The 23,603-nt window shown below is 52.2% G+C and carries 23 protein-coding genes; 4 read left to right on the top strand and 19 right to left on the bottom strand.

Annotated elements, in window-relative coordinates:
* Window positions 1-27: 27 nt before the first annotated feature.
* From FHT67_RS00415 to FHT67_RS00335, 17 genes are all read right to left on the bottom strand, one after another.
* A complete protein-coding gene (locus FHT67_RS00415) occupies window positions 28-1,332 on the bottom strand; it encodes an oligosaccharide flippase family protein (RefSeq protein WP_167194707.1) in 1,305 nt (434 codons plus the stop codon).
* A gap of 58 nt (window positions 1,333-1,390) precedes the next feature.
* Entirely contained in the window at window positions 1,391-2,542 is a 1,152-nt protein-coding gene (locus FHT67_RS00410) for a glycosyltransferase family 4 protein (RefSeq protein ID WP_167194704.1), read from the bottom strand.
* Window positions 2,517-3,935, bottom strand: a complete 1,419-nt coding sequence (locus FHT67_RS30465; protein WP_208403065.1) for an O-antigen ligase family protein — start codon at window positions 3,933-3,935, stop codon at window positions 2,517-2,519. Before FHT67_RS30465 ends, FHT67_RS00410 begins: the two co-directional genes overlap by 26 nt.
* Complete coding sequence (locus tag FHT67_RS00400; RefSeq protein WP_167194698.1) at window positions 3,920-4,846, bottom strand: glycosyltransferase family 2 protein; 927 nt, start codon at window positions 4,844-4,846, stop codon at window positions 3,920-3,922. The genes FHT67_RS30465 and FHT67_RS00400 overlap by 16 nt, the downstream gene beginning before the upstream one ends.
* Window positions 4,847-4,879: 33 nt before the next feature.
* Complete coding sequence (locus tag FHT67_RS00395; RefSeq protein ID WP_132303071.1) at window positions 4,880-5,569, bottom strand: CpsD/CapB family tyrosine-protein kinase; 690 nt, start codon at window positions 5,567-5,569, stop codon at window positions 4,880-4,882.
* On the bottom strand, window positions 5,544-6,308 hold the full coding sequence (locus FHT67_RS00390) for a YveK family protein (protein ID WP_132303070.1): 765 nt from the start codon (window positions 6,306-6,308) through the stop codon (window positions 5,544-5,546). Before FHT67_RS00390 ends, FHT67_RS00395 begins: the two co-directional genes overlap by 26 nt.
* 149 nt (window positions 6,309-6,457) lie before the next feature.
* On the bottom strand, window positions 6,458-8,668 hold the full coding sequence (locus FHT67_RS00385; protein ID WP_167194693.1) for a glycosyl hydrolase family 28-related protein: 2,211 nt from the start codon (window positions 8,666-8,668) through the stop codon (window positions 6,458-6,460).
* A 158-nt stretch (window positions 8,669-8,826) separates the two neighbouring features.
* Window positions 8,827-10,203, bottom strand: a complete 1,377-nt coding sequence (locus FHT67_RS00380; RefSeq protein WP_132303068.1) for a sugar phosphate nucleotidyltransferase — start codon at window positions 10,201-10,203, stop codon at window positions 8,827-8,829.
* Window positions 10,204-10,232: 29 nt separating this feature from the next.
* A complete protein-coding gene (locus FHT67_RS00375) occupies window positions 10,233-10,928 on the bottom strand; it encodes a sugar transferase (RefSeq protein ID WP_481856659.1) in 696 nt (231 codons plus the stop codon).
* A 6-nt stretch (window positions 10,929-10,934) separates the two neighbouring features.
* The gene (galU, locus tag FHT67_RS00370; protein ID WP_167194688.1) at window positions 10,935-11,822 is read right to left on the bottom strand and encodes a UTP--glucose-1-phosphate uridylyltransferase GalU; all 888 of its coding nucleotides are present in this window, start codon (window positions 11,820-11,822) and stop codon (window positions 10,935-10,937) included.
* Window positions 11,823-11,924: 102 nt separating this feature from the next.
* Window positions 11,925-12,680: a Wzz/FepE/Etk N-terminal domain-containing protein gene (locus tag FHT67_RS00365; RefSeq protein WP_167194685.1), complete on the bottom strand. Its 756-nt coding sequence runs from the start codon at window positions 12,678-12,680 to the stop codon at window positions 11,925-11,927.
* Window positions 12,681-12,893: 213 nt separating this feature from the next.
* The gene (gene fsa, locus FHT67_RS00360; protein WP_132303064.1) at window positions 12,894-13,544 is read right to left on the bottom strand and encodes a fructose-6-phosphate aldolase; all 651 of its coding nucleotides are present in this window, start codon (window positions 13,542-13,544) and stop codon (window positions 12,894-12,896) included.
* Entirely contained in the window at window positions 13,541-13,948 is a 408-nt protein-coding gene (gene ndk, locus FHT67_RS00355) for a nucleoside-diphosphate kinase (RefSeq protein WP_132303063.1), read from the bottom strand. Before ndk ends, fsa begins: the two co-directional genes overlap by 4 nt.
* 20 nt (window positions 13,949-13,968) lie before the next feature.
* Window positions 13,969-14,937, bottom strand: coding sequence for a class II fructose-bisphosphatase (gene glpX / locus FHT67_RS00350; RefSeq protein ID WP_132303062.1), 969 nt, complete (start codon window positions 14,935-14,937; stop codon window positions 13,969-13,971).
* Window positions 14,938-15,028: 91 nt separating this feature from the next.
* A complete protein-coding gene (locus FHT67_RS00345) occupies window positions 15,029-15,826 on the bottom strand; it encodes a pyruvate, water dikinase regulatory protein (protein ID WP_132303061.1) in 798 nt (265 codons plus the stop codon).
* Window positions 15,827-15,832: 6 nt separating this feature from the next.
* Window positions 15,833-16,450, bottom strand: coding sequence for a CBS domain-containing protein (locus FHT67_RS00340; RefSeq protein ID WP_167194682.1), 618 nt, complete (start codon window positions 16,448-16,450; stop codon window positions 15,833-15,835).
* Between the two features lie 1,263 nt (window positions 16,451-17,713).
* Window positions 17,714-19,498, bottom strand: coding sequence for a M3 family oligoendopeptidase (locus FHT67_RS00335; protein ID WP_167194679.1), 1,785 nt, complete (start codon window positions 19,496-19,498; stop codon window positions 17,714-17,716).
* Between the two features lie 153 nt (window positions 19,499-19,651).
* Here FHT67_RS00335 and FHT67_RS00330 point away from each other — a divergent pair, with 153 nt between their 5' ends.
* Both FHT67_RS00330 and FHT67_RS00325 read left to right on the top strand, forming a co-directional pair.
* Window positions 19,652-19,843 carry a YycC family protein gene (locus FHT67_RS00330; protein ID WP_015842834.1) on the top strand — a complete coding sequence of 64 codons (192 nt, stop codon included), beginning with the start codon at window positions 19,652-19,654 and terminating at the stop codon, window positions 19,841-19,843.
* Entirely contained in the window at window positions 19,840-20,082 is a 243-nt protein-coding gene (locus FHT67_RS00325) for a hypothetical protein (protein WP_132303057.1), read from the top strand. The genes FHT67_RS00330 and FHT67_RS00325 overlap by 4 nt, the downstream gene beginning before the upstream one ends.
* A 15-nt stretch (window positions 20,083-20,097) precedes the next feature.
* Here FHT67_RS00325 and FHT67_RS00320 read toward each other — a convergent pair whose 3' ends face one another.
* Both FHT67_RS00320 and FHT67_RS00315 read right to left on the bottom strand, forming a co-directional pair.
* Complete coding sequence (locus FHT67_RS00320; RefSeq protein ID WP_167194676.1) at window positions 20,098-20,823, bottom strand: DUF2225 domain-containing protein; 726 nt, start codon at window positions 20,821-20,823, stop codon at window positions 20,098-20,100.
* Between the two features lie 14 nt (window positions 20,824-20,837).
* A complete protein-coding gene (locus tag FHT67_RS00315) occupies window positions 20,838-21,221 on the bottom strand; it encodes a globin domain-containing protein (protein WP_167194673.1) in 384 nt (127 codons plus the stop codon).
* Between the two features lie 410 nt (window positions 21,222-21,631).
* Between FHT67_RS00315 and ylbJ the strand changes: the two genes are divergently transcribed.
* Window positions 21,632-22,690 carry a sporulation integral membrane protein YlbJ gene (gene ylbJ, locus FHT67_RS00310; protein ID WP_167194670.1) on the top strand — a complete coding sequence of 353 codons (1,059 nt, stop codon included), beginning with the start codon at window positions 21,632-21,634 and terminating at the stop codon, window positions 22,688-22,690.
* Window positions 22,691-22,774: 84 nt separating this feature from the next.
* Window positions 22,775-23,563 carry an NAD kinase gene (locus tag FHT67_RS00305; protein WP_132303054.1) on the top strand — a complete coding sequence of 263 codons (789 nt, stop codon included), beginning with the start codon at window positions 22,775-22,777 and terminating at the stop codon, window positions 23,561-23,563.
* Window positions 23,564-23,603: the final 40 nt, after the last annotated feature.

The raw sequence follows: 23,603 nt of genomic DNA, 5'->3' as shown, positions 1-23,603 counted from the left end.
GGTATCACTCTTTTCTGTCATCCTTATTTATCCGCTAATCGCCTCGCTGCTTTCCTTCGGTCTTCTGCCCCTGTTCCTCAGCATCTCCTTCATCCATATCCAGTCTTCCTTGTCATAGAAGAAAGAGGACCACTTCAGCTTCATCTCGTAGGAATACAGGAACAAGATAAGCAGGAAGTTGACGAATGCGGATAGCAGCAAGGAGTACGCTGCTCCGATAATGCCTAAATGAGGAGTAAAGATATTAATAAACAAAGCGTTCATAAATAGGGACAATACCTTCAGAAGCGTCGCCCTTCCAGGCTTATCCGTTGCCATATAGCCCTGTGCAAGCGTCCATGTCGCGCTTGCGACGGCCGTGCTCAGGACAAGCACCCGAAACACCGGAATTGCCCCCTCGTAGGAGCGGCCATACAGGATGAGCAAGGCATAAGGGGCAAGAAGAATAACCGAGGCAACGAAAACCAGCGTAATCACCGTACTGATTCGGTACACTTTAAGCGTCAGCCGGATCGCTTCCTCCCGCTCGAGTCCCGACGCCTGCGGGAACAAGACGGATACGACCGAGGATTGGATAACGTCCAGCATTTTCGCGAGACTGAGCGCTACCAGGTAAATCCCCAGACTAGCCGGGGACAGCAGGCCTACGACAAGCACCTGGTCGATATAAAACGATAACGTGCCTGCCAGGTCCGTACCGTAAGAGCGGATACCGTATTGAACAAGCTGTTTGGAAGAGCCGATAATATCCTTCTGCTTAATCGAATAAATGCGGAGCAGCCTGATCATGGTCCACAGCGTTATCGGCAGCGTAGGAGCTAGATAAGCAGCCGAAGAATAAAAGGAATTGACGTGTCCGGAGACAACCATTACACCGAGCAGGACAAGCGTAATGATATTAGGCAGATAACGGATCCTATTGTACAGACGGTATTCCTCTCTCGCCTGCAGAGCGGCATTGTTAATCACGCCAAGAAGGCTGAACGGAATCAGAATTAACGCCCAGCAGGCAAACTCAACTTTTCCCGGGGAATAACCCTTCATCCATTCGGGAAGAAAAAATAGTCCGCCTATCATCGAGAAGATGCCGAGCGTGAAGCACATCCACAAGGAAGCGACGTACAAGGAGCCCTGCTTGCTGCCTTTTTGCTTCATGTAGTACACGATCGAGGAAGGGAGTCCAAGCGTCACAATGTAAGACAACAGCTGCGGCCACATGATCATGGCAGCCTGCTCTCCGCGTCCTTCCGGTCCCAGGTATCTGGCAACTATAATACCCGTCAGCATATTTAGCACGAGAATAAACACATTGGAGGCAAAAATTTGCGCCATATAGCCGAAGCTATCTTTCCGTTTAAGTACATTTAATAGGGCCATGTGCGGATTCCTTTCACGATTCTACGAGAGGCACGGACTTGCGGACGGCTGCTTGCTCCATCAAACTTACGTAAAGCGCAGCCATCCCCGACCAGGAATGCTGGAGAGCCGCATTCCTTGCATCGGTGCCCATCCGCCTCAATCGCTCCCGGTCTGCCGCCAGGTTCCGAATCGCTTCCGTCAAGGCTTCCGTATCATCCGGGTCATCGATTCCAACGGCGAATTCATCGGCAAACAGATCGGCTGCCCCGCATATCCGGCTTGCTATAACCGGAGTGCCCGCCGCCAACGCTTCCAGCAGGACAAGCGCAAAGGGCTCGTAACGGGAAGGATAAACAAACATATCCGAAACCGACATCCAATCGGCCATATTGGTCCTGTAGCCCAAGAACCGCACCCTGCTCCCTATTCCGAGTTCGGCAGCCATTTTCGGATACGGGCTTCCCTCAGTACCGCCAACAACCAGCAGGTGAACATCCTGAATATTGCTAAGAGCTTTCAAGACGGTATCCAGGTTTTTGCGCGATGACTTGATGTCTCCGGCAAACAGGGCATAAAGCTTATCGTCTTCAAGCTGAAGCTCTGCGCGCGTTGCCCGCTCCGGATAAAATTCCTGCAGGTCAACGCCGTTCCATATAACCGCAATCCGCTCCCCGCCAATACCCGCATCCCGGATCAGCTCCTGCCTGATCCGCTCCGACACGGCAACAACAACGGAGGTCCGCTTCATCGCATGCTGCTCCAGATAGCGGTTCAAGCCTGTATAAACCCATTGATACAAGGAGGATAGGCTTTTGCGTTCCCGGAAAGGATGATAACGCGACGCCAGCCATGCGCTGTGAACGAAATGAATGCAATTGATATCCGATCTCGCGTAAGTTACAAAGCCATTCACGACGATGAGATCGAGCTGCCTCTTTCTTGCTAACAGCTCGAAGGTCGTACGGATGGCGAACAGCTGGTTGCGAAGCAGCTCGGTTGGCACCCGGCCTGCGGACACCCTTCTCCATTCCACCCGAGGATGCCGCGCGAGGTCCTCCGACAGCTCGGAAGCGATGATCATTACTTCGTGTCCCTGTCTCAGAGCTTCGAGTATAACCTCGTAATTGACCCGGCCTTGTCCATCGCCTTTTCTCACCTTATGGGTGACGAAGCAGATTTTCATGATTCTCCTTCTCCCCCCTCAAGAAAATCATAGATACGAGAAACCATAAGCACGCCCCGCCGCTGCCCGGCAGGAAATTGTTGCTCATAAGCAATACTGCGGCGCCTGCCATCGAAGCAAAGGCGAGATGGTAATATTGGCTGGACTGCTTCTCTCTTTTTAGAGCCAGAACGGTGAGATAGATCAGGAAACCGAGAAATGCCAGCCCTCCCGGCAAACCGAAGGTATAAAAGATGTTGAGAAAGCCGTTATCAAACACCTGCATCGCATTTTCGTTCAGCTTCGCGCTAAGGCCCGTGCTGCCCAGGCCGTTGCCCATCGGGTTAACCGATATCGAATCCAGAATGAATGTCGAGAATGCAAGACGGTCGTTATAGGAGACATCCTCATTCAGATTGCCAAAGGTATCGAACCGATTCGTAATCGTCTCCGCCCCTGGCAATCCCGGAAGTATAAATTGATAGCATAGGAACAGCACGACGAGAATTGTGATCAGCTTGAATTTATGGGCGGACTTGGCTTGCAGGAAATAGACCAGAATCATCGCCGCAAGCGCGATCCAGCTGCTTCGAACAAGCGTGAGCAGAAATCCGAAAGCGACGATAACCATACCGATTAGGCCTAATGCCCGCCATTTTTTGTTCATGGTCATAACCGCTAGGGCAAATCCGAAAAACACGCCCGCAGGGCCCGGAGAGTTAAGCGTCGAAAACACCCTTACCTTTAGCGGCTCCGGCTTTCCGATCGACAGCATCTCCGAATGTATCATCCAGAACTTATCCCAGGGCGGAATAAGAAAATATTGATAGATGCCGTACACGGCCACGAGAACGGCTATATAAGCAAAGCCTTTAAGCAGCCAGTCCCTGGTGTGGCTTTGGAACGGGCTGACATTAACGTAAGCAATAATGAGGAGCGGAGTGGCATAGTTGATTAGGTCGAAGCTGGCTGCGATTCCGCCGTATTGAATGATGCCGATCAAAAATCCGTAAAGAAGAACGGAGAGGGCGATCATTTCGATCCGGAGTACCGTTTTCGACAGCTTCCTGAAGTTATTGACAATCGGGATCAGCATAACGAGGCTTACAAACAAGGGGGCAGTAGATAAAATCGGTGTCTCACTGTAAGCTCCAAAGCTCCAATCGAGCAGACGCCTCAGTTCGGGATAGATCGCCCATACCGCAAGCAGATAGGGCAGATATAGGACGGGTTTTACCTGTTGGAGGAACCATCCGATCAACGTGAGGGCCATAACGATCGAAAGCTGCCACAGTCCCGCGAAATAATCGTGCATGGCGGCTAAGTAACCAATGATCAGCACCATAAGCAATACGGCGATTATGCTGATGCCCTTGAGCAGGATGACCCGGGTGCTATCTAAGAGTTTGACCACATTTTCCACGTTTTCCAACCATCCCATCTGCCCGTGTATGTCGTGCGCAACTTCCGAAAGGCGGAAATGCCTTCGCGCGGAACCATTCGAATCATTTGTAACAACCCGGGAGAAGGGCTGCTGCCGACGAGCATGCTGTATAGAAGATAGACGGCTCTTCGGAATGCGCCGGAATGCTTCAGGATGATGTAGGTTTCATTATGTGCCATATTGATGCATGCGGTTTCGTTAAAGGTGTTCCGCTTGTCCTCATCGAATCGTTCCGCCGGATAATGGTTGACGCATACGCTTGGATCGTAAAGGACGCGCCAGCCTCCCTGTTTCACGCGCAGGCATATGCCGATCTCCAAATGAACCTGGGCGCCGCTGCCTTTGAGCCGGTCGTCAAATGCGATCGAACGAATCGCCTCCTTGCGGAAGCTCATATTGGCCCCTTTCAAAATATCGACCTCTCTGGCCTTTCCGATTCCAATATGATGGTTGCCGGACATTCTCCCAAACCAATACAGCTTTCCGACATCCTCGGAGCGGCCGTATTCCAGCTTGCCGGAATGATAGACCCAGTCCTTTCCCCCAAGAGCCCCAAGCCGGGGATCCATGCTGTAATGCTTTTCGATTCGTTCCAGCCAGTCCGGATAAGCAACCGTATCGTCGTCCGTCATGACTATGATGTCGCCGGTCGCTTGCCCGAAGCCCTCGTTCAAAGCCGCTACCGCTCCCGGCTTACGCACAATGGCCTGCCTCAGCAGCTCCGAAGGATGTCGGGATAGGAAATCAATCGTTTCCTGATCCGAATCTCTCGCGACAACAATGATTTCATCCGGCAGCCTCTGCTGATTGAACAGTCCTTCCAGGCCATTCTTCAAGCTGCTTACGCGCTTATAGGACGGGATGACGACACTGATCCTCATGGGCCATTCACTTATCCTTCCTGCGAAAATTTGTTACTTCGAGGTTCCGTAATATTTCACGAAAGCGATGTCTTGCCGTTTCATCTGGTTAAATACCGCTCCAATAATGCGGGACTGTACAAAATCCAGCTTTTCCTTTGCCTTGCGGACATAAGCCTTCTTCACTTTTCCGGCATGAATAACCAGCAGCACGCCGTCGCAATAAGAGCTCATAATGAGACTGTCCGTTACGGGCAGGACGGGCGGGGTATCAAACAGAATCAGATCGTATCGCTCCTTGAGCTCTTCAAGAATGAGCTTCATCCGGTGGGATCCCAGCAGCTCCGCCGGATTGGGAGGCGTAGGTCCGGACGTGATGATATCGAGATTATCGATTCCGCCATCCTTGATAACTTCTTGCAGGGAGCTTTCCGCGGTCAGCAGATTGGTAAGGCCCTGCCTGTTCGTCTGCGCAAAGATTCGGTGGATCGTTGGCTTGCGAAGGTCGGTGTCAATGAGCAGCACCCGCTTTCCTTCCAAAGCGTAAGCAACCGCCAGATTCGAAATCACGGTGGACTTGCCTTCACCCGATTGGGCCGAGGCGGCCATCAACAGTTGGATCGGCGCATCTACCGAGGAGTATTGAATATTGGTTCTAAGCGTCCGGTAAGCTTCCGCTACCGGCGAGCTTGGATTTAGCAGGACAACTAACCGGCTGTCACTGGTTGATCGACGCATAGACATTGTCACCACCCGCTTCCTTGCGAATTAAAACTTGCTCTCCGCGCCGTCCGCGCATATCTTCCTTCTTCATCTTGCCCATTGCCGCAAGAAGCGGAATGCCGAGCACCTCTTTCAATTCCTCTTCGTTCTTCAAGGTGTCGTCCAAGAAATGAAGAATAAGGACCAGCGCCACGGAAGCAAGCAGCGACAGCACAAAAGCTACGAGAATACTGGTTACAAGGTTGATATTAACCGGATTATGAGGCCGGATATCATTTACTTTCGCTTCGTTTAGAATCGTGATGTTGTCTACATTCATAATTTTCGGGATTTCTTCCTTGAACACCAGCGAGATCGCGTTTACGGTCTCCGCCGCGCTTTCATAAGAAGTGGCCTGATAAGTCAGGTTAAGCACCTGGGAGTTCTCGTAAGAGTAAACTTGAAGAATTTTGGACATCTCGTATGAGGAGTCTGTGAGGTTAGGGTTTTTCTCCACTACTTTATCGAGTATGGCAGCGGAGCTGATAATCTCTTTGTAGGAGTCCATCAGCATCAGGTTGCTCTGAAGCAGCCCAACGTCGGGATATCCTTGCTGATACGTGCCCGAGGATTGATTGACGATCAATTTAGCCGTGGCTTCATAGATCGGCGTCGTATAAAAGGAGCTTTTTACCCCCGAAATCACACTGGCAAGCAGAACGAGTATAAGGATAAGCCACCACTTTTTCAGCACAATTCTCATGTATTGTTTAATCTCCACTTTGCACCTCCGCCAAGGCTTCTTGATACATTATGTATATAACTTTATGATACAATTAGTAGCATGTCAAGCTTATTCTACATGAAAAGCCAGTTATCCCGGCTTATGCGGAATAGCTGGCTTCGTCATTTCCAAGATCATTCAGACGCTTATCCAGGCAGCATCGTCACTTGCAGTTTTCCGTTTACAAGCTCGATACGGCCTCTTGCCCCCGTCGTTTTGTCAGTCAGAATAAAGGCGTCTCCGCTCTCAATGGCGGCCTTTGAATAAGCATGACCGTAAGGAGAATAGGCTGCGTTGTAATCGTAAGAAACCATTACGGCAGCGATATAAGTCGGCGCGCTAGGAGAAAGGTCGAAGAACGATGCCGAGTAGGCGTTGGCGTTAGGCGCATATTGCTCATTGCAGGTGATCTTCGTCCATTGGTTCACCGTCACGTCGAAGGTGAAATCATACAGCGTCATCGAGCTGCCGAATTCCAACCGGCTTCGGCAGCGCGCTTGCGGGGAGAGGATAAAGTATTCGAAGGCAATGTAACGATTCGTATCAACGGGGAGCGGGACCGGGTTAAACGGAATCGCGACATACGGACTGTTGCCGTTTGGACTTATTTTCAGGACCGCCGTCATGCTTTTATCCACGTAGGTTTTCATTTCGGCGGAAAAAGGGACGGGAAGCGTGGCCAGGTTAGTCACCATGGATAACGCGGCACCCGTTGCCGTCCAGCTCTTCAGCAGCTCCGGATTCTGAATGAGGTTGCCATGGCCAAGCGGATTGTTGGCCTTGGCGCGGATCGATTGCCCGACAAGCAGCGGAGTCGAATATTGAAGCGACGTATCGATATACCTTTCCGCAATAACGCAATAGTCCGGCTGCAGGCCCGACAGAATGACATCGTCGCCCAAATATTCGATATACGCCGTACCCAGTTGCCCGGGCGCACCCGACAGCATTACCGTTCCTTCGATATCCTTGAAATCGCAGTTGGCGACGGTACCGAAATAAACGGCAAAGCTTTGCTTCGTATTGCGCGCTTTCAAAGCATCCGGCAGAGCAAACTCCGTAGCCGACGAATTGAGGGTTGACCAGGACATTCCGAAGCCTGAGATCGATAGTCCCGCCGACAAAGAGGCTGGCAGCAGCTTTATCGCCGCTTCGCCGACATATTCGAACCGGACCGATTCTAAAGTGCCGTAAATTCCGTTAACGACATCAGGTACGGAAGCGGCATCGATCACCTGATAAATGCCATACGGCGAATAACCCATGTGAACGCGCTGCAGCGTAACCGCCATGCCGCCATAATGCCCCGCATGCTCCTTGACGCCAATCATCAAACCGCAAAACGCGCCGGACACCATGCCGCCCTGAATGAAATAATCCTCGCTGTTGCGCATGCAATACATGCCGATAAGTCCATTCCAGGAGCAGTCATAGGATGTCACATGGCCGTCCGTGCTGTTGAGCAGCAGACCTACCTTTACCTGACGGGTTGCCACGCAGCGGAAAATCGGTCTTGCTCCGCCCGCAACCTCGATCGCTGCCGTTCCTGCGGCAAACATCGTATATTGGCTTTGGTCGTACAAGCTTTTGTTTACCCACGTCGCGAGATTTGCGGTATTGTACGCCACCTGGCCATAGATGCCGAAGTCTTCGAAATTCGCGTCGATTCCCGCGTTCTCGATACGAATACACGGAAGCAGGTCGGTCTTCGTATCAATCGGATCCCAGAGCAGAAGCGAGCCGGATTGGCCGTCGTCCAAAAAGGTCGCCGCTCCGTACATCCCGCGGGAATTATTCGTAATCGTCTGCCGAATCCGGTATTTGCCCACCGGGATAAAGATCCGGAACTTCTTGTTGCAGAGTGCCATTGCGGCTTGAAAGGCCGCGGTGTCGTCCGTAACCCCGTCGCCCGCCGCACCAAACCATGTCGGATAAATATCGCCTACCTTTGGCGTACCCGCGATGACTCCTCCGGCGGAAATATCGAAGATCCAATCGTAAAGACTTGCCGCAATGGTTCCGTTTACAGTTATCGTAATTCCTTTTGCCGGCTTCAGCCGGGCGCCGCGGGCGAACTCCAGCCGTTTGTTCGCAGGTATCGCAATGCTCTTTTCTATCAGATATACGCCGGGCGGGACAAAGATCCCTGTTGCTGCCGTGTCGTTGACTGCCGCGAGGAGAGCGTTGTAGCTGCCGGCAGCGCCGCTGGCATCAGCCCCCTTCCAACGAATGTCTAATCCTCTCGCACCAAGCTCGTTGTCGAGTGCAGCAAAGTTTGCGTTTAATTCGGATGGTTTGACCGTTTCGGAAGTTCCCCAGCTGTTCATGCCCATGTTGCTAGTTTTGCCTGTCGCCATACATCCTCCTCCTTTCTTCTCCTCCTTCCATATATGCAGCCAATCTAGCAGCTGCAACCGCAATCAGCCCTTCCCGATAGATTAGATTTATCTAATAGAAAAGCGCATTCTCCTCCTAAAGGAGTAGAATGCGCTTAGCCCGCTGGCCTGCGTGCTTCTTACATATTCGTACAATGCTCTTCGACTTCTTCCCAGGTATTGTACAGCTCGACAATCCGGCTGTCCTCATCTCCGTTGCCGGATTGCACAATGATAATCTCGAGCTCGGATACGGCGCGGATGCTATGCAGCGTCTTCATCGGAATATGAAGCACGTTACCCGCCTTCACCCGCATGTAATTGCCGTTCTGAATGAATTCGCCTTCGCCCTTCACGATGGTCCATACTTCTTCCCGGTTTATATGCAGCTGGTAGCTGATGTTGCGCCCCTGCAGGATCCCTACCCGTTTCGTGACCACCAGGCGGCCGTCGTCATAGCGCTGGTCATCCAAAATTCTTGCCCAGCCCCAGCTTCGCTCCTCGAACATCGGCCCCTGATTATAATTAATGAAGTCCTTCACTCTTGGGCTGGCGCTTTTGTCCGCCACGAGAATGCCGTCCGGGCTGACCGCCACCACCACGTTGGACAAGCCAAGAATGGAGACCGGTATATCGATTTCATTAATCAGATGAGTGTTTACGCTATCCTCGCTAATCATCCCTTTGCCGATCAGCTTGTTCCCCATCTCTTCCGTTAACGTATTCCAGGTGCCAAGATCCTTCCAGTACCCTTCATACGGAGTAACGACGATCCGTTCTGTCCGCTCAACCACCTCATAGTCAAAGCTGACCTTTGGCAGGGTATGATACTGCCGCACCAGCTCCTTATAATGAAGAGGCAGCCCCCTTTGCTCCAGCAGTCCGATCAGGAAGCCAAGCTTAAAAGCAAATACGCCGCAATTCCAGAGCGCATCGTACTCCTCGATTAGGCGCGCCGCACGTTCTTCATCCGGCTTTTCTTCGAACCGGTTCACCTGGCGGTAACCGGCCTCCCTCTGCCTGTCAGAGGCAGAGGGCACGATATAACCGTATTTCGAGGAAGGATAGGTTGGTTTGACGCCGATCAAGGCGAGGTTAGCCCCGGATTCATTCAGAACAGCCTCCAGCTGCTTGACCTCGTCAAAGAAACGGCCCTCTACATAGGGATCAACCGGCAGAATTGCAATCACTTCGTCTAGTCCGACTTCTTGCTCGGAGTAGAGGTATGCTGCCGTTAAAGCAATCGCCGCAAAGGTATCCCTTCGTTCCGGCTCGATAATAAGCGGCACATGGCGTCCGATCTGATTGTGCATCATTTCCATCTGGGATTTGCCGGTAGCTATATAGCTGCTTTCCCCTAGACCCCGCTCCGTAATTTGACCCCATACCCGCTGCACCATCGACACGAGCTGATGCCGTTCATCCTCGAGCACCTTCAGGAACTGCTTGGAGCGCGCATCATTGGAAAGCGGCCAGAGCCTTTTTCCGGATCCGCCCGATAACAGGACAAGCTTCATTCCGAACCCCCTCCGTTTCGCCGATGTCTCTAGTAAGCGTTCTTGGAGCCGAACATGACCCTTACCGTAAGCAGCATCAGCTTCAGATCAAGCAGGAATCCCCGCTCCTCAATATATTTCAGGTCAAGCTCGACCATTTCCTTAAAGCTGAGCTCGTTGCGCCCGCTCACCTGCCATAAACCCGTACAGCCGGGCAATACCTTGAGGCGGAGCTTATCATAGCTTGTATACTCGTTTACTTCGCGCGGCAGGGCTGGACGCGGACCTACCAGCGACATGTCCCCGCGGATGACGTTCCACAGCTGAGGAAGCTCGTCAATGCTTGTTTTCCGGATGAATTTGCCTACCTTTGTAATGCGGGGATCTTCCTTCATCTTGAACATGGCGCCTTCAATCTCGTTCTTGCTCAGCAGGGTTTCCAGCATCTCCTCGGCATTAGCTACCATGGAACGGAATTTGAACATTCTGAATGTCTGCTCATTCCGGCCAACCCGTGTTTGATAGAAGAACACCGAGCCTTTTGGACTTTCTAGCTTAATGAATACGGCAACAAGGAGGAATAACGGGGAAAGCAGAATTAAACCCAGGCTGGCGGCAATGAGGTCAAAGCCACGCTTGACCATGATATAGATACGAAGAGGCCGACGCTCGTAGGCGGTATATATGGTCGCTGCATCAAAAACTGCTTCGAGATCCTTTTGCTGAGGAGTCGGAGCCATCAACATTCACCTCTAATTAATCTTATTGGACTGCTCCCGCAGCATGATTTCTTCCATGGCAGCGAGCAGGGGAATACGGAGTTCTTCATTTCTGAGCGCGAAATCGATCGTGGTTGTAATAAAGCCTAGCTTCTCGCCCACGTCATAGCGGGTTCCCTCGAAATCATACGCGTAAACGCCTTGCGATTCATTCAACTTCTGGATCGCGTCGGTCAGCTGGATCTCTCCCCCGGCGCCCTCCTCCTGGTCTTTCAGGCAGTCGAATATTTCAGGGGTCAGAATATACCGCCCCATAATCGCAAGATTGGAAGGCGCCTGTCCCTTGGCCGGCTTCTCGACAAAACGCTTTACCTGATACAGCCGGTCAAAGCTTTCGATCGGGTCCACAATGCCATACCGGTGCGTCTGGTCCTCCTGGACGGTCTGAACCCCGATGACGGAGCGCTCCGTCCGTTCGTACTGCTCGATCAGCTGCTTCACGCAAGGCACTTGGGACTGCACAATATCATCCCCAAGCAGCACGGCAAACGGTTCATCCCCGATAAAATTGCGTGCGCACCATACCGCGTGGCCAAGCCCGCGCGCCTCTTTTTGGCGGATATAATGAATATCCACGTTAGAGGAACGCCGAACCTCGTCCAGCAGATCGAACTTGCCTTTGCTGAACAAATTATGCTCCAGCTCGAAGGCATGGTCGAAATGGTCCTCGATCGCTCTTTTTCCTTTGCCCGTTACGATAATGATGTCTTCAATGCCGGATGCAATCGCTTCTTCCACAATGTACTGGATCGTAGGTTTATCGACGATGGGCAGCATTTCTTTCGGCATCGCTTTCGTTGCCGGAAGGAACCGGGTTCCGAGTCCGGCAGCAGGAATAATAGCCTTTTTCACCTTATTCATTACACTCTCACCCTCACCTATCCGATATCGTTTCTCTATAAAATACAAGCCCTGACTTATGGTCTAGGGCTGCCAAACCGAATCCGTTATTTCGATTATTCCTTATTGGTTCAGCGTCGCGTATGTAGGTTCGTTAAGCTCTTTCTTCATCTTGACGTTCGGTTTGTTCTTAAGCCCCATGTCCTGCTTGTTGATCTTGTTGATCAGGGCAAGAACCGGCAGATCCAGAGTTTGCAGCATCTCCGCTTCGTTCTTGATCGTATCGTCAAGATAATCGAGCAGGAAGATGATGCCGACCGCCAGCATGCAAGAGACGATAAAGCTGATCAGCATATTGAGAATCGGACTGTTATTGATCGGGCTAGGAATATCCTTGTCATCCGCTTTATCGAGAATGGTCACATTGTCGACCTGCATGATATGAGGGATTTGATCCTTGAATATTTCCGATACCGTGTTTACGATTTGCGCAGCCTGTTTGTACGAGGCACCGGTATAGATGATGTCCATCACCTGCGATTCATCGGCCGATTCCACCTTTACCTTCTTCGACAATTGATCAGCGGTAATGGCAAGATTCGGATTTTTCTCGACGACCTTTTCCATGATGTAGGCCGATTCTACAATTTTTTTATAGGAATTAATAAGCATGACATTGGATTGCAGCAGACCAAGATTCAATGCTTCCACGCCGGCTTGCTGGGGAGATTGATTGACGATAAGAGTAGCCTTGGCTTGATAGATCGGGGTTGTGAAAAAGTAGCTTTTAACGCCTGTTGCCACGACGGCAACCATAACGATGGCGGCAATCAGCCACCATTTCTTCAATAGGATCTGCGCATACTGCTTAAGTTCCACTCGCTTCCCTCCTGCAGCCTTGTAGGACTTTAGATACAATTCGTATCAACATTTGTATACCTTACTTTAAGATACAAATCGTATCATGTCAATAGTTTTTTCATCGATTTTCATAATTTTGCGACATATCGTTGCAGTGAAACCTTTCGGCACAAAGAAAACCCCCATGCAAACGGTTACCCGTTTGAATAGGGGTTTTGGTGCGTTTCTAGTCTATGCGTTCGGCTTCCTGCCGTCCCAATCGCTTAGGAATTTCGCGATGCCGGCATCCGTAAGCGGATGCTTCCATAGAGACGGCAGGAGAGTGCCGGGGATCGTCGCAATATGGGCTCCGGCCAGCGCAGCCTGCTCGACATGCCCGATATGGCGGATGCTTGCCGCGATGATCTCCGCATGCATCCCGTAGTTGTGAAGGATCGTCCGAAGATCCCTAATAAGTCCCATGCCATCCGTACCAATATCATCCAGGCGCCCGACAAAAGGACTGACGTAGGTTGCTCCTGCTTTGGCAGCCATCAGGCCTTGCGCGGCCGTAAAGATCAGCGTCACATTGGTCTTAATGCCTTTTTCCGACAAGGCTCGCGTTGCGTACAGACCGTCCTCGGTCATAGGGAGCTTAATGACGATATTTGGCGCCCAATCCGCGATATCGAAAGCCTCCATCAGCATCTCTTCGGACGTCGTTCCGATTACTTCCGCACTGATCGGACCATGGACGAAGCCTGCAATTTCCTGGATGACCTCCTTGAAATCACGGCCTGCCTTCGCAATGAGGGACGGGTTCGTCGTTACCCCGTCAACGAGGCCAAGCCTTGCAATTCTTTTAATTTCCTCTACGTTAGCCGTATCCAGGAAAAACTTCATAGCTGTCCGCCAAAAAACATTTCGATTTCGCGTTCCGCGCTCTCGACGGAATCGGAGCCGTGAACAATATTGCTCTCCACGCTTAATGCATAATCGCCGCGAATCGTACCGGCATCCGCATCCGTGGGATTCGTGCGGCCGATTAAAGTACGCGCGTTTTTAACGGCACCGGGGCCTTCCCAGACCATGGCGAAAGAAGGACCTGAAGTAATGAACTCGACGAGTTCGCCAAAGAAAGGCTTCTCCGCGTGCTCGCTGTAATGGCGCTCCGCCAGAGGCGTATCGATCTCGATCAATTTCGCCTGTATGAGCTTAAAGCCTTTGTGCTCGAATCTTGCTATTATGCTGCCGATTAATCCACGCTTCACGCCATCGGGCTTCACCATGACAAAGGTTCGTTCCATTTCCATTCCTTCTTTCAAGTTTATTTGCGCAATAGAGGTTTGTTCGGTAAATAATGAAGCGACTTTACATACCGCACGGTGCGCGTCTGCGCCCGCATCACCATGGAATGCGTCTCCGCGCGCTGATCCGGCATATAGCGTACTCCACCGAGAAACTCGCCGGGCGTTACGCCCGTTGCCGCGAAAATAACGTCCCCCGTTCCAACCATATCGTTGATCGTTAATATTTTGCGAGGGTCCGTCAATCCCATGGAGACGCAGCGATCGTACTGCTCCTCGCTTTCGGGAATCAGCCTGCCTTGAATTTCCCCGCCCAGGCTTTTGAGAGCGGCCGCCGCAAGCACGCCTTCCGGCGCACCGCCCGAGCCGACGTAAAGATCGATGCCCGCTTCCGGAAAAGACGGCGCAAGCGCTCCCGCGACGTCCCCGTCCGATAAAAACTTGATCCGGACGCCCGCTTCCCTCAAGTCGCGGGTCATTTCCGCATGGCGCTCACGGTCCAGAATCATCACGGTCAGATCCGTGATTGGCTTATCCAGCGCAAGCGCGGCCTTCTCCAGCGTAATGCGGATCGGGTCCTTCAGCGACAGCTTTCCGGCAAGCGCCGGTCCAACCGCAAGCTTCTCCATATACATGTCGGGCGCGTGAAGGAGCTGGCCTTTGCCGGCTACGGCCAATACGGCCATTGCGTTATTGAGTCCCCGCGCTACGATCTCCGTCCCTTCAAGCGGATCAACCGCAACATCCACCTCGGGTCCCAGCATGCTGCCGACCTGCTCGCCGATGTAGAGCATCGGCGCTTCATCCATTTCGCCTTCTCCTATAACAACCGTACCACGGATCGATACCGTATCAAACATGCTTCGCATCGCTTCGGTTGCTGCACCGTCGGCGCCGTTCTTGTCTCCCCGGCCCATCCAAGGGGAAGCAGCAAGCGCCGCAAGCTCCGTGACTCGAACCAGCTCTAAAGACAATTCGCGTTCTAACATTTTTGGGCATCCTCTCATACGTATTGCCATTTTTATGCGATAAATACGTTGGCGGCGTTTTTTTGCGAAAAGATTTTGTGCTATCCGAAATTCAAGATAAATGTTCAATAATAAGTCCCGCAGTCTCTTCAATCGCTCGATTCGTAACGTCGATAACCGGGCATCGGAATGCCTCCATCACGCTGGAAGCGTAAGCGAGCTCCTCCATAATGCGCTCCATGGAAGCGTATTGCGCGGACTCCGGAAGCCCTAGCGTCTTGAGGCGCTCAGTGCGGATATGCAGCAACTGCTCGGGCTTCATCGTAAGTCCCACAATCAGCCGGCCCGGTGCCGGCGTAAGCTCTGCCGGCGGTCTGACCTCCGGCATTAGCGGCAGATTCGCCGTTTTGATTCCTTTATGGGATAGGAAGATGCTCAGCGGCGTCTTGGACGTCCGCGACACGCCGATGAGCACCACTTGAGCTTGCATTAGGCCGCGCGCATCCTTGCCGTCGTCGTATTTAACGGCGAATTCGATCGCTTCCATCCTGCGGTAATAATCGTCGTCGATGGAATGGAGAAGTCCCGGCTTGCGCTTTGGCGAGCTGCCGAAGGTGTCGACGAAAGCCTGCATCATCGGCCCCATCACGTCTACCGCCCGTACTCCCCACCGGAACGACTCTTCCTTCATTAACTCACGCAGTTCCGGCTGAACCAGCGTATAGCTGATAAATCCGCCCGTCCGGGCAGCCTCCGCGACGATCTGGATAACTTCCTCTTCGGTTTTGATATGGCCGAACCGTTTAATTTTGACGTGATCGGACGCGAACTGCCGCAAGGTCGCTTTGGCGACGGCCTCCGCGGTCTCCCCTACCGCATCCGAACAAACATAGATAATTTGCTCTGACATATGCTCCTAATCCCCCAGTTCCGCAGCTGTCGCAATATCCGACATTAGCCGGATAATGTTCGATTTCGATACCCATCCGCTAATTTCCGGTCCGCCCTCGCCGGGAATGATAACCGGCAGGCAGTCTACTTGATGGAGCATCATCTTTCGAATCGCATCCGAAACGGATTCATCAGGAACAAGCGTGACGATATTCGGATAACGCGTCATGACCATACTGACCGGTATAGCGCCGGCACCCGGGTTTCCGAGCGTGATCTTGAGCAAATCCTTGGGTGTAACAATCCCCGCGAGATTCTTGTTCTCGTTCACGATGAGCAGCGTGTTGGCGTTCTCCGTAAACAAGGTAATAACCGCATCCTGGACGGATAACGTCTCCGGAATATTGACCGGAACGCCTTGAATCTCGTGAACCTTGATATTGTCAAAGCGCTGGCGCGCTGCCGTGTCATCGGTAGACCGGTAGGTTTCGCCGAGAAAATAGCCAACCTTCGGTTTCGCGTCAAGCAGGTTCAGCATCACGAGAAGCGACAGGTCCGAGCGCAGCGTGGGGCGGCTGACGCCCATATACTCCGCAAGCTGCTCCCCCGTGATCGGCGCATGCTTTTTAACTAGCTCTAGCAATTCTAGCTGGCGATTCGATAGCTGGATAACGGTTCACCCTCTCCTCTTTTTAATACGCACATTTACCTATATAACCATCATTAATCAGATATAATATAGCACATATATATTTAATACACAATATATGTTTGATTACCCTCAAATTGCGCTCTATTTATGCTGTGTGAATGGTCAGTGGGGCGGGGGGCCGCGCTTTGTTACTAGTACTTACTCGTCTGCTCCCGATGTCTAATCAACTACTCGCTCCCATCCATCGTCTGCCCGACCGTGTGCAGCTGGCTTTATGCCTGGTAATCGACTACATACATCCTTCCACATCTCGCCCGACCGCCTGCAGCAAGCCTTTTGCCTGCTAATCGACTACTAATTCCTCACGAAATAACTCTCCCTTGATGCACTACCAACAAAATGGTATTATCTACACAAATCGGATTTCGGCCGTGAAGAACACGCCGCTTTCCAAACGTTAACGTTTGGAACCGCGGCGTGTTTTTTTATTTTTAGAACGGAGCCAAGGTAACGTGTCATTTCAATCCGTCCATCAAAAATGGTTCAACATGCACCTCAAAAACGTAAAGGAAAAAAAGAAAGACTTGTTCAAGAGCATGCTCATGCGGAGACTCTGTTTCTGCCAAATGCATGGTACCCGGCTTTCCGTTCCTTAGAGCATCTGTATCCCGAATATGAGGTAGCAGACTTCCGTGAAGGAAACAGATACCTGGATTTTGCATATCTCAAATATCCGTTGAAACTTAATTTCGAGATTGACGGTTATGGCCCTCATCATTCCCAGTCCAGCCGCAGTCAATTCTCGGACGATAGGATACGCCAAAATCACCTAATGATTGACGGCTGACGGGTTCTACGTTTTTCCTGCGAAGATGTTATTGAGAGACCCCGCATGTGTGAACAGATTGTACAGCAGTTTATGGGTACTTGGTTGAATCAGTATCACAGTGAGCATTCTTCGAAAAGTATCATACAACGGGAATTCTTGCAGCTTGCTCTTCGTTCAGAAAAACCAATCCGATCTAGCGATGTAAGCTGCCTCTTGTCCATTCATATCGATACTGCCCGGCGTCTTCTGCGGAAAATGGTAAAGGAGAACATATTACTACCCGGAGGGGCTGGAACTCTACGTTTTCATACCTTTGTGGCCAACCGCGAAAACTTGGATGAGCGAATCATCCGCTAACAGAAATAACTGCTGTGAGATACAAAAAAAGCGCATCATCCCATGGATGATACGCTTTCCCCGATAACCTATTCCGTCAACTCCAGGAACAGGTCAATGTCTTTCGTCGTTAGCTCAACCGCATCTCGCCAGAAATCCGCTTCCTCGAGGTTGACGCCCAAATGCTTCTTCGCCAGCTCCTCTACCGTCATGCGGCCTGTGTCGCGCAGAAGCTGCACGTAACGTTCCGCGAACGCCGGTCCTTCCTGCAGGGCGCGCGCATAGATCCCAGCACTGAACAGGTAGCCAAACGTGTACGGGAAGTTGTAAAACGGTACGCTTGTAATATAGAAGTGGAGCTTGGAGGCCCAGAAATGCGGATGCAGCTCGCCTAGCGCCCCGCTGAACGCTTCGCGCTGCGCTTCCTCCATCAGGCTGTTCAGCTTCTCAACCGGTACAATACCTTGCTTGCGCTCCTCATAGAACCGCGTCTCGAACAATACCCGCGCATGAATGTTCATAAAGAACGCTACGGCGTTCTGGATTTTGTCCTCCAGGAGGCCTAGCTTTTCTTCGCGGTCAACGGCCGTCTTCATCGCCGAATCCGATACGATCAGCTCGGCAAAAGTCGAAGCCGTCTCCGCTACGTTCATCGCGTACTCCTGCGACAGCGCCGGCAGATCATCCATGACATATTGATGGTACGCGTGTCCAAGCTCATGGGCCAGCGTCGAAACGTTATCCGCAGTTCCCGAGTAGGTCATGAAAATCCGTGTCTGACGGCTCTTAGGGAAGGAAGTGCAGAAGCCTCCAGGGCGTTTGCCCGCCCGGTCTTCCGCTTCAATCCAGGCGTCACGGAAAGCCATTTCCGAGAAATCCGCCATATCCGGGCTGAACTTGCGGAACTGCTCCACGATAAACCTCGCGCCTTCGTCGAAACCGATTGTGCGTGCCGAGGAGCCAAGCGGCGCGCTGACATCATGCCAGTCCAGCTTCTCAAGCCCCAGCAGCTTCGCTTTCCGTTCCAGGTAACGGACAAGCTTCGGCTTGCCTTCATTGATTGCCGACCACATCGCGTTAAAGGTAGCTTCGGACATCCGGTTAATTTGCAGCGGCTCCTTCAGCACCGAGTCCCAGCCGCGTTTGCCGTACAGCTTCAGCCTGAAGCCAGCGAGGCGGTTCAGCGCGTCCGCGCACAGCTCCGCGGCATCCCCCCACTCGCGCTCCCACTCGGCAAAAGCACGGATACGAACCGAACGGTCGCCATCCGACAATCGGTTGAACATTTGTCCAGCGGAGAGCACCTTCTCCTCCCCGTTCTCGCCGATATCCGTAAATTTCGCGCGGGATACGATCAAGTCGTACAAGGCGCCCCAGCCGTGATAGCCGTCAACCGCGAGGTCGCCGGCCAGCGCTTCAAGCTCCGGCGCAAGCTTTTCCTTAGCCAGCTCCCGGCGTTCGGTCAAGCTGAACGCGACCTCGCCAAGCGAGCCGTCGCTGACGATACCGGTCCATTCCTCATCGCCAATCTGGCGAAGCTCGTTATCGTAACGCGTTAACGCGCCAAGCAGCTTGGCGCTGATCGTTTTTACGCGGTCGCTCAGGCCGCTCGCCGCGGTGTCTTTCATATTTTGCGCCTGCAGGCATTCGACGAACGATTCCGATTGACGCAGACGGATCAGCACGGACTGCAGAATAGCCGTCGCGTCCTCAATCTTATTCTTGATCTCCAGGGAGTTGTCAGACAGCAGCCGGTCCAGCTCGGCTACATCCTTCTCGATGCCGGCCAATTCACTGGCGAAAGCGGCCGAACCCGAGCCTCCTTCATAAAACGTCTCCAAATCCCATTTCATTGGATAATTGCTTGTCGTCATTCAACCGTTCCTCTCCTTCGCGTTTGTATTGGCATCTGGTATGTAAAGCCTTCAACAGAAAAACACCGCCACAAAAAGATCGACAAATAAATTTGCGCAATCTTGCTTCAGCGGTGTATAACTTAATTATATCCAGATTGGAGGAATAACACCATGTCACAACCCTTGCAAATTTCACCCGAAACCGCAATCAAGTTGTCCAAGCAGCTTGGCGTGCCGCTCGAGCATTTAATGCATATGCCTAAACATATATTACTGCAGAAGCTCACCGAACTGGCAAAAGCGGAAGCAGAGGCCGGCAAGCCGTCTGAATCCGCTCCGGGCACGGAGGAGTCGTCCTCATGATTCCGTTCGAGAGGACTTGGCCCTACGACATTGTGATGAAGGACGTTTACGTTCCCAGCTGCCCCTTCTGCCGCAGCGAGAACGTTCTCATCCCGCTTCGCGTTCGGGAGATCGAGGACATTCAGCATGGCAAGAAAAAACTGCTTGTTTTCCCGTGCTGCCACAACAAAGTTACGGTCCTCGATATGGACCAAGACTATATTTTGACGGATCAAAGTCTCCGCAAGCTGAGCCATTAATGCAGGACAAGCCCTTTATGCCGTCGTCTGCACGGGAGTCTCAGTCTCTCCCGTCGCAGCGGTCGGCGATACCGGATGTCCCTGCTCCAGCTGTTCCCGGATAAGCTGCCATTGCTCGCGGCTCCGCCGGATCATGGCCTCATCCATAATGCGCTTGTCGCTGACAATGCGCGAGAACCATTTGACCGCTTCCGACAGCTCGCCCGTTCGCCGGTTGAGTTCCCCGATAATGTACATCAGCTTCGCATTGTTTAATTGCGAGCCTTCTTCCTCGTAGACCTTGATATATGCCTGAAGAGCGAAGCGCATAAAGCGCAGCTCCTCCTGCCGGTTTCCCTCGTAACGGTACAGCCATGCGATATGATGCAAAATACCCGCTATTACTCTAGGCTTTTCCTCAACCGCCTGCGCCGACAATAAAGCGAGCTTGTACACCTTCATCGCCTGCGCCGCATCGCGTTCGCCGCCATAATCATACGGAGTCCAGCGCGAGCCGATCTGCTCCAAATAATCTTTGCGCTGCCGCTCGGTAAGTCTTTGCGTACCATTCTCCGTTGTTGCAAATCCGCAAGTCGGACAGACCCGGACGACATAAAAATCCGGATTTGCTTCCGCCCGGTAATAACCGCAAAAATCAGAATCGATAGCCACCGCTTTTTTAAAGCTTGGGCGAACTCTTGATGTCATAAAGATGGTCTCACAGCAAATGCAATTCATCTTTGACTGATAGAGCGGCTCCATACCAAATCCATCTCCTATTCGGGTGTGTTCACAAAATGGTAGGCCGGACCTGACAATCTCTCGATAATATACGCTTGCAGCTCTTCATCAAGGCCGGAAGCCTCCTGCAGGGCCCGCTTCATGCAATCAAGCCAGGCTTCCGCATGCTTCGGCGTGATCGGAAAAGGCATATGCCGCGCCCGCATCATCGGATGGCCGTATTCGTTCGAAAACAGCGCAGGTCCTCCAAAAAACTGCGTCAAAAACATAATCTGCTTTTCCATAACGGGGATGATGTTCTCAGGAAATAATGGACCGATCAACTCATGCGCCTGCACTTTAGGGTAAAAAGACTCAACGATTCGTCTTAAAGTCTCAGCTCCACCAATTGCTTCATAAAGGCTTATATTCCTATTCATCGTCAATTTCATCTCCATCATGTAGGTATTTAGTATTATAACACAAAAAAAACCCCGCATCGTCGCCAATGCGGGATTATTATTGATTAGCTGCAACGATTAACCTTCGTAGTCCTCTTCTCCCGGTGCCGTCAGTGATTCTCGGATGACATACACGAACGCACAGACCAGAATGCCAGCGATTATACTCATTATCATCACTCCAAGCCTTCAAAGGTACCTTCATTGTAACATAAAAAAACGGACCGTCCAGCCCCTTTTGCAAGCGTTTTCTTAGAATTATGAAAAATATTTTCCCTCACAAAACAGACGCCTTTAGTGATGGATGTCCACCTTTCTTCATAAACATCATGTAGGGGTTGTACATTATGTTTTTTCGCATGTCCAAATGTCCAAAGGAGGACGCATCCATGCTCCGAACGCTCACCCGGCCGGCCTCGATAACCGGCCTCATCGCCCTGCTCATCGTCCTGCTGATGGCGGTGTTCCCCTCCCAAACGCTGGAGTCGGCGCTGCGGGGATTGTCGATATGGTGGCAGGTTTTGTTCCCGGCTCTCTTCCCTTTCTTCGTCATTTCCGAGCTATTGCTCGGCTTCGGGATTGTCCACTTCTTCGGAAAGCTGCTGGATCCGCTGATGAGGCCCTTATTCCGCCTTCCGGGCATCGGAAGCTTTGTCGTTACGATGGGATATGTATCGGGCTATCCGGTTGGAGCAAGGCTTACCGCCCAGCTGTGGGAGCAGGGCCTTGTCAAACGCGCGGAAGGCGAGCGGCTTGTCGCTTTCACAACTACCTCGGATCCGATCTTCCTGATCGGCGCCGTATCGGTCGGCTTTTTCCATAACGCCGCTCTAGCACCGCTGCTCGCAGCCGCCCACTACGGCGGCGCCTTTATTATCGGGCTTCTCATGCGGTTTCATGACCGCCATGAGCCGGTTACCGAATCCGTAAGGCGGATGCCCTCGCGCCGCGCCTCGCGCCTGGTGGAAGCAACGAAAGCGATGCATGAAGCGCGGCTTATGGATGGGCGAAGCCTTGGCAAGCTGCTGCAGGACAGCATTCAATCCGCGCTTCGCCTGATGATGGTTGTAGGCGGACTTGTCGTTTTTTTCTCCGTTGTGATGGAGCTTCTCACTCATGCCGGCGTCGTTGAGGCATTGGCCGAGGGGCTGCGCTTATTGTTCGGCGCCGTTGGTCTTCCGGCGAAGCTTGCCGACGCCATCGTATTTGGCTTATTCGAGGTTACGCTTGGCGCGCGGGCTGCGGGGGAAGCAGGAACAGGATTGCTGCACCAGACCGCTATTGCTGCTTGGATTCTGTCTTGGGGAGGGCTGTCCGTGCATGCGCAGGTGGTTAGCCTGCTAAGCCGCACCGATCTGCGGTATATGCCCCTTATGCTTGCCCGTCTGGCTCATGCTTTTATCTCCGCTGCCCTCGTCTATCTGCTGTGGGGATGGCTCGCACCTTAAACTTTTGTATCGGCGTTGAATTTGAAGCCATATTCCTATATCATCATTAGTATCTTTGAATTGGCCGGAAGGGGTTTAAATTTCTTGAAATATGCAGTCATCGATCGTGGCGATCAATTATCGAAATCATTAGCGGAGCGATTCCATCAGCTGGCGGCAGAACGCGGGCTTACGCGTCATGACGAAACGCCGGACATCATTGTGTCCATTGGCGGAGACGGAACGCTGCTCCAGGCTTTCCACAAATATACCGACCGGGTAACCGATGTATCCTTTGTTGGCATTCATACGGGCCATCTGGGCTTTTACGCCGACTGGAAAGCCGATGAATTAGAGACGCTTGTCACCTTGATGGCGGAAGAAACGCCCCATCTCGTCCGTTATCCGCTTGCGGAAATCGCGGTGGAAACCGATGAGCAAAATTATTACTACCTGGCGCTAAACGAATTTACGTTAAAGGGCGTTGACGCTACCCTCGTCGTGCAGCTCAGCGTTAACGACGAGTCGTTCGAAATGTTCCGGGGCGACGGGATCGTCATCTCTACTCCGTCAGGAAGCACGGCTTACAACAAAAGTGTCGGCGGCGCTATCGTCCACCCGTCCATTGAATCGCTGCAGATTGCGGAGATCGCGTCGATCAACAACCGGGTGTACCGTACGCTTGGGTCGTCGTTCCTGCTGCCGCAGCATCATCACTGCGATATTATATCGAAAAAGGAACAACGCCTGCTGCTTACGATCGACCATCTGAGCCTTCAACGGACCGATATCCGATCTATCCGCTGCAGCGTTTCTACCCGCAAAGTCAGCTTTGCGCGGTACCGTCCGTTCCCGTTCTGGAACCGCGTCCGCGATGCGTTTGTCGATATGTGAGTATACAAAAAGGGCTGTCCGTTGGTCTCGATGACCTGCG

Origin of the sequence: Paenibacillus sp. BK720 (genome assembly GCF_011761545.1) — a bacterium.
Classification (GTDB): Bacteria; Bacillota; Bacilli; order Paenibacillales; family Paenibacillaceae; genus Pristimantibacillus.
Note: the sequence above shows the minus strand (reverse complement) of the source record. Positions and strands in the feature narration are given on the sequence as shown.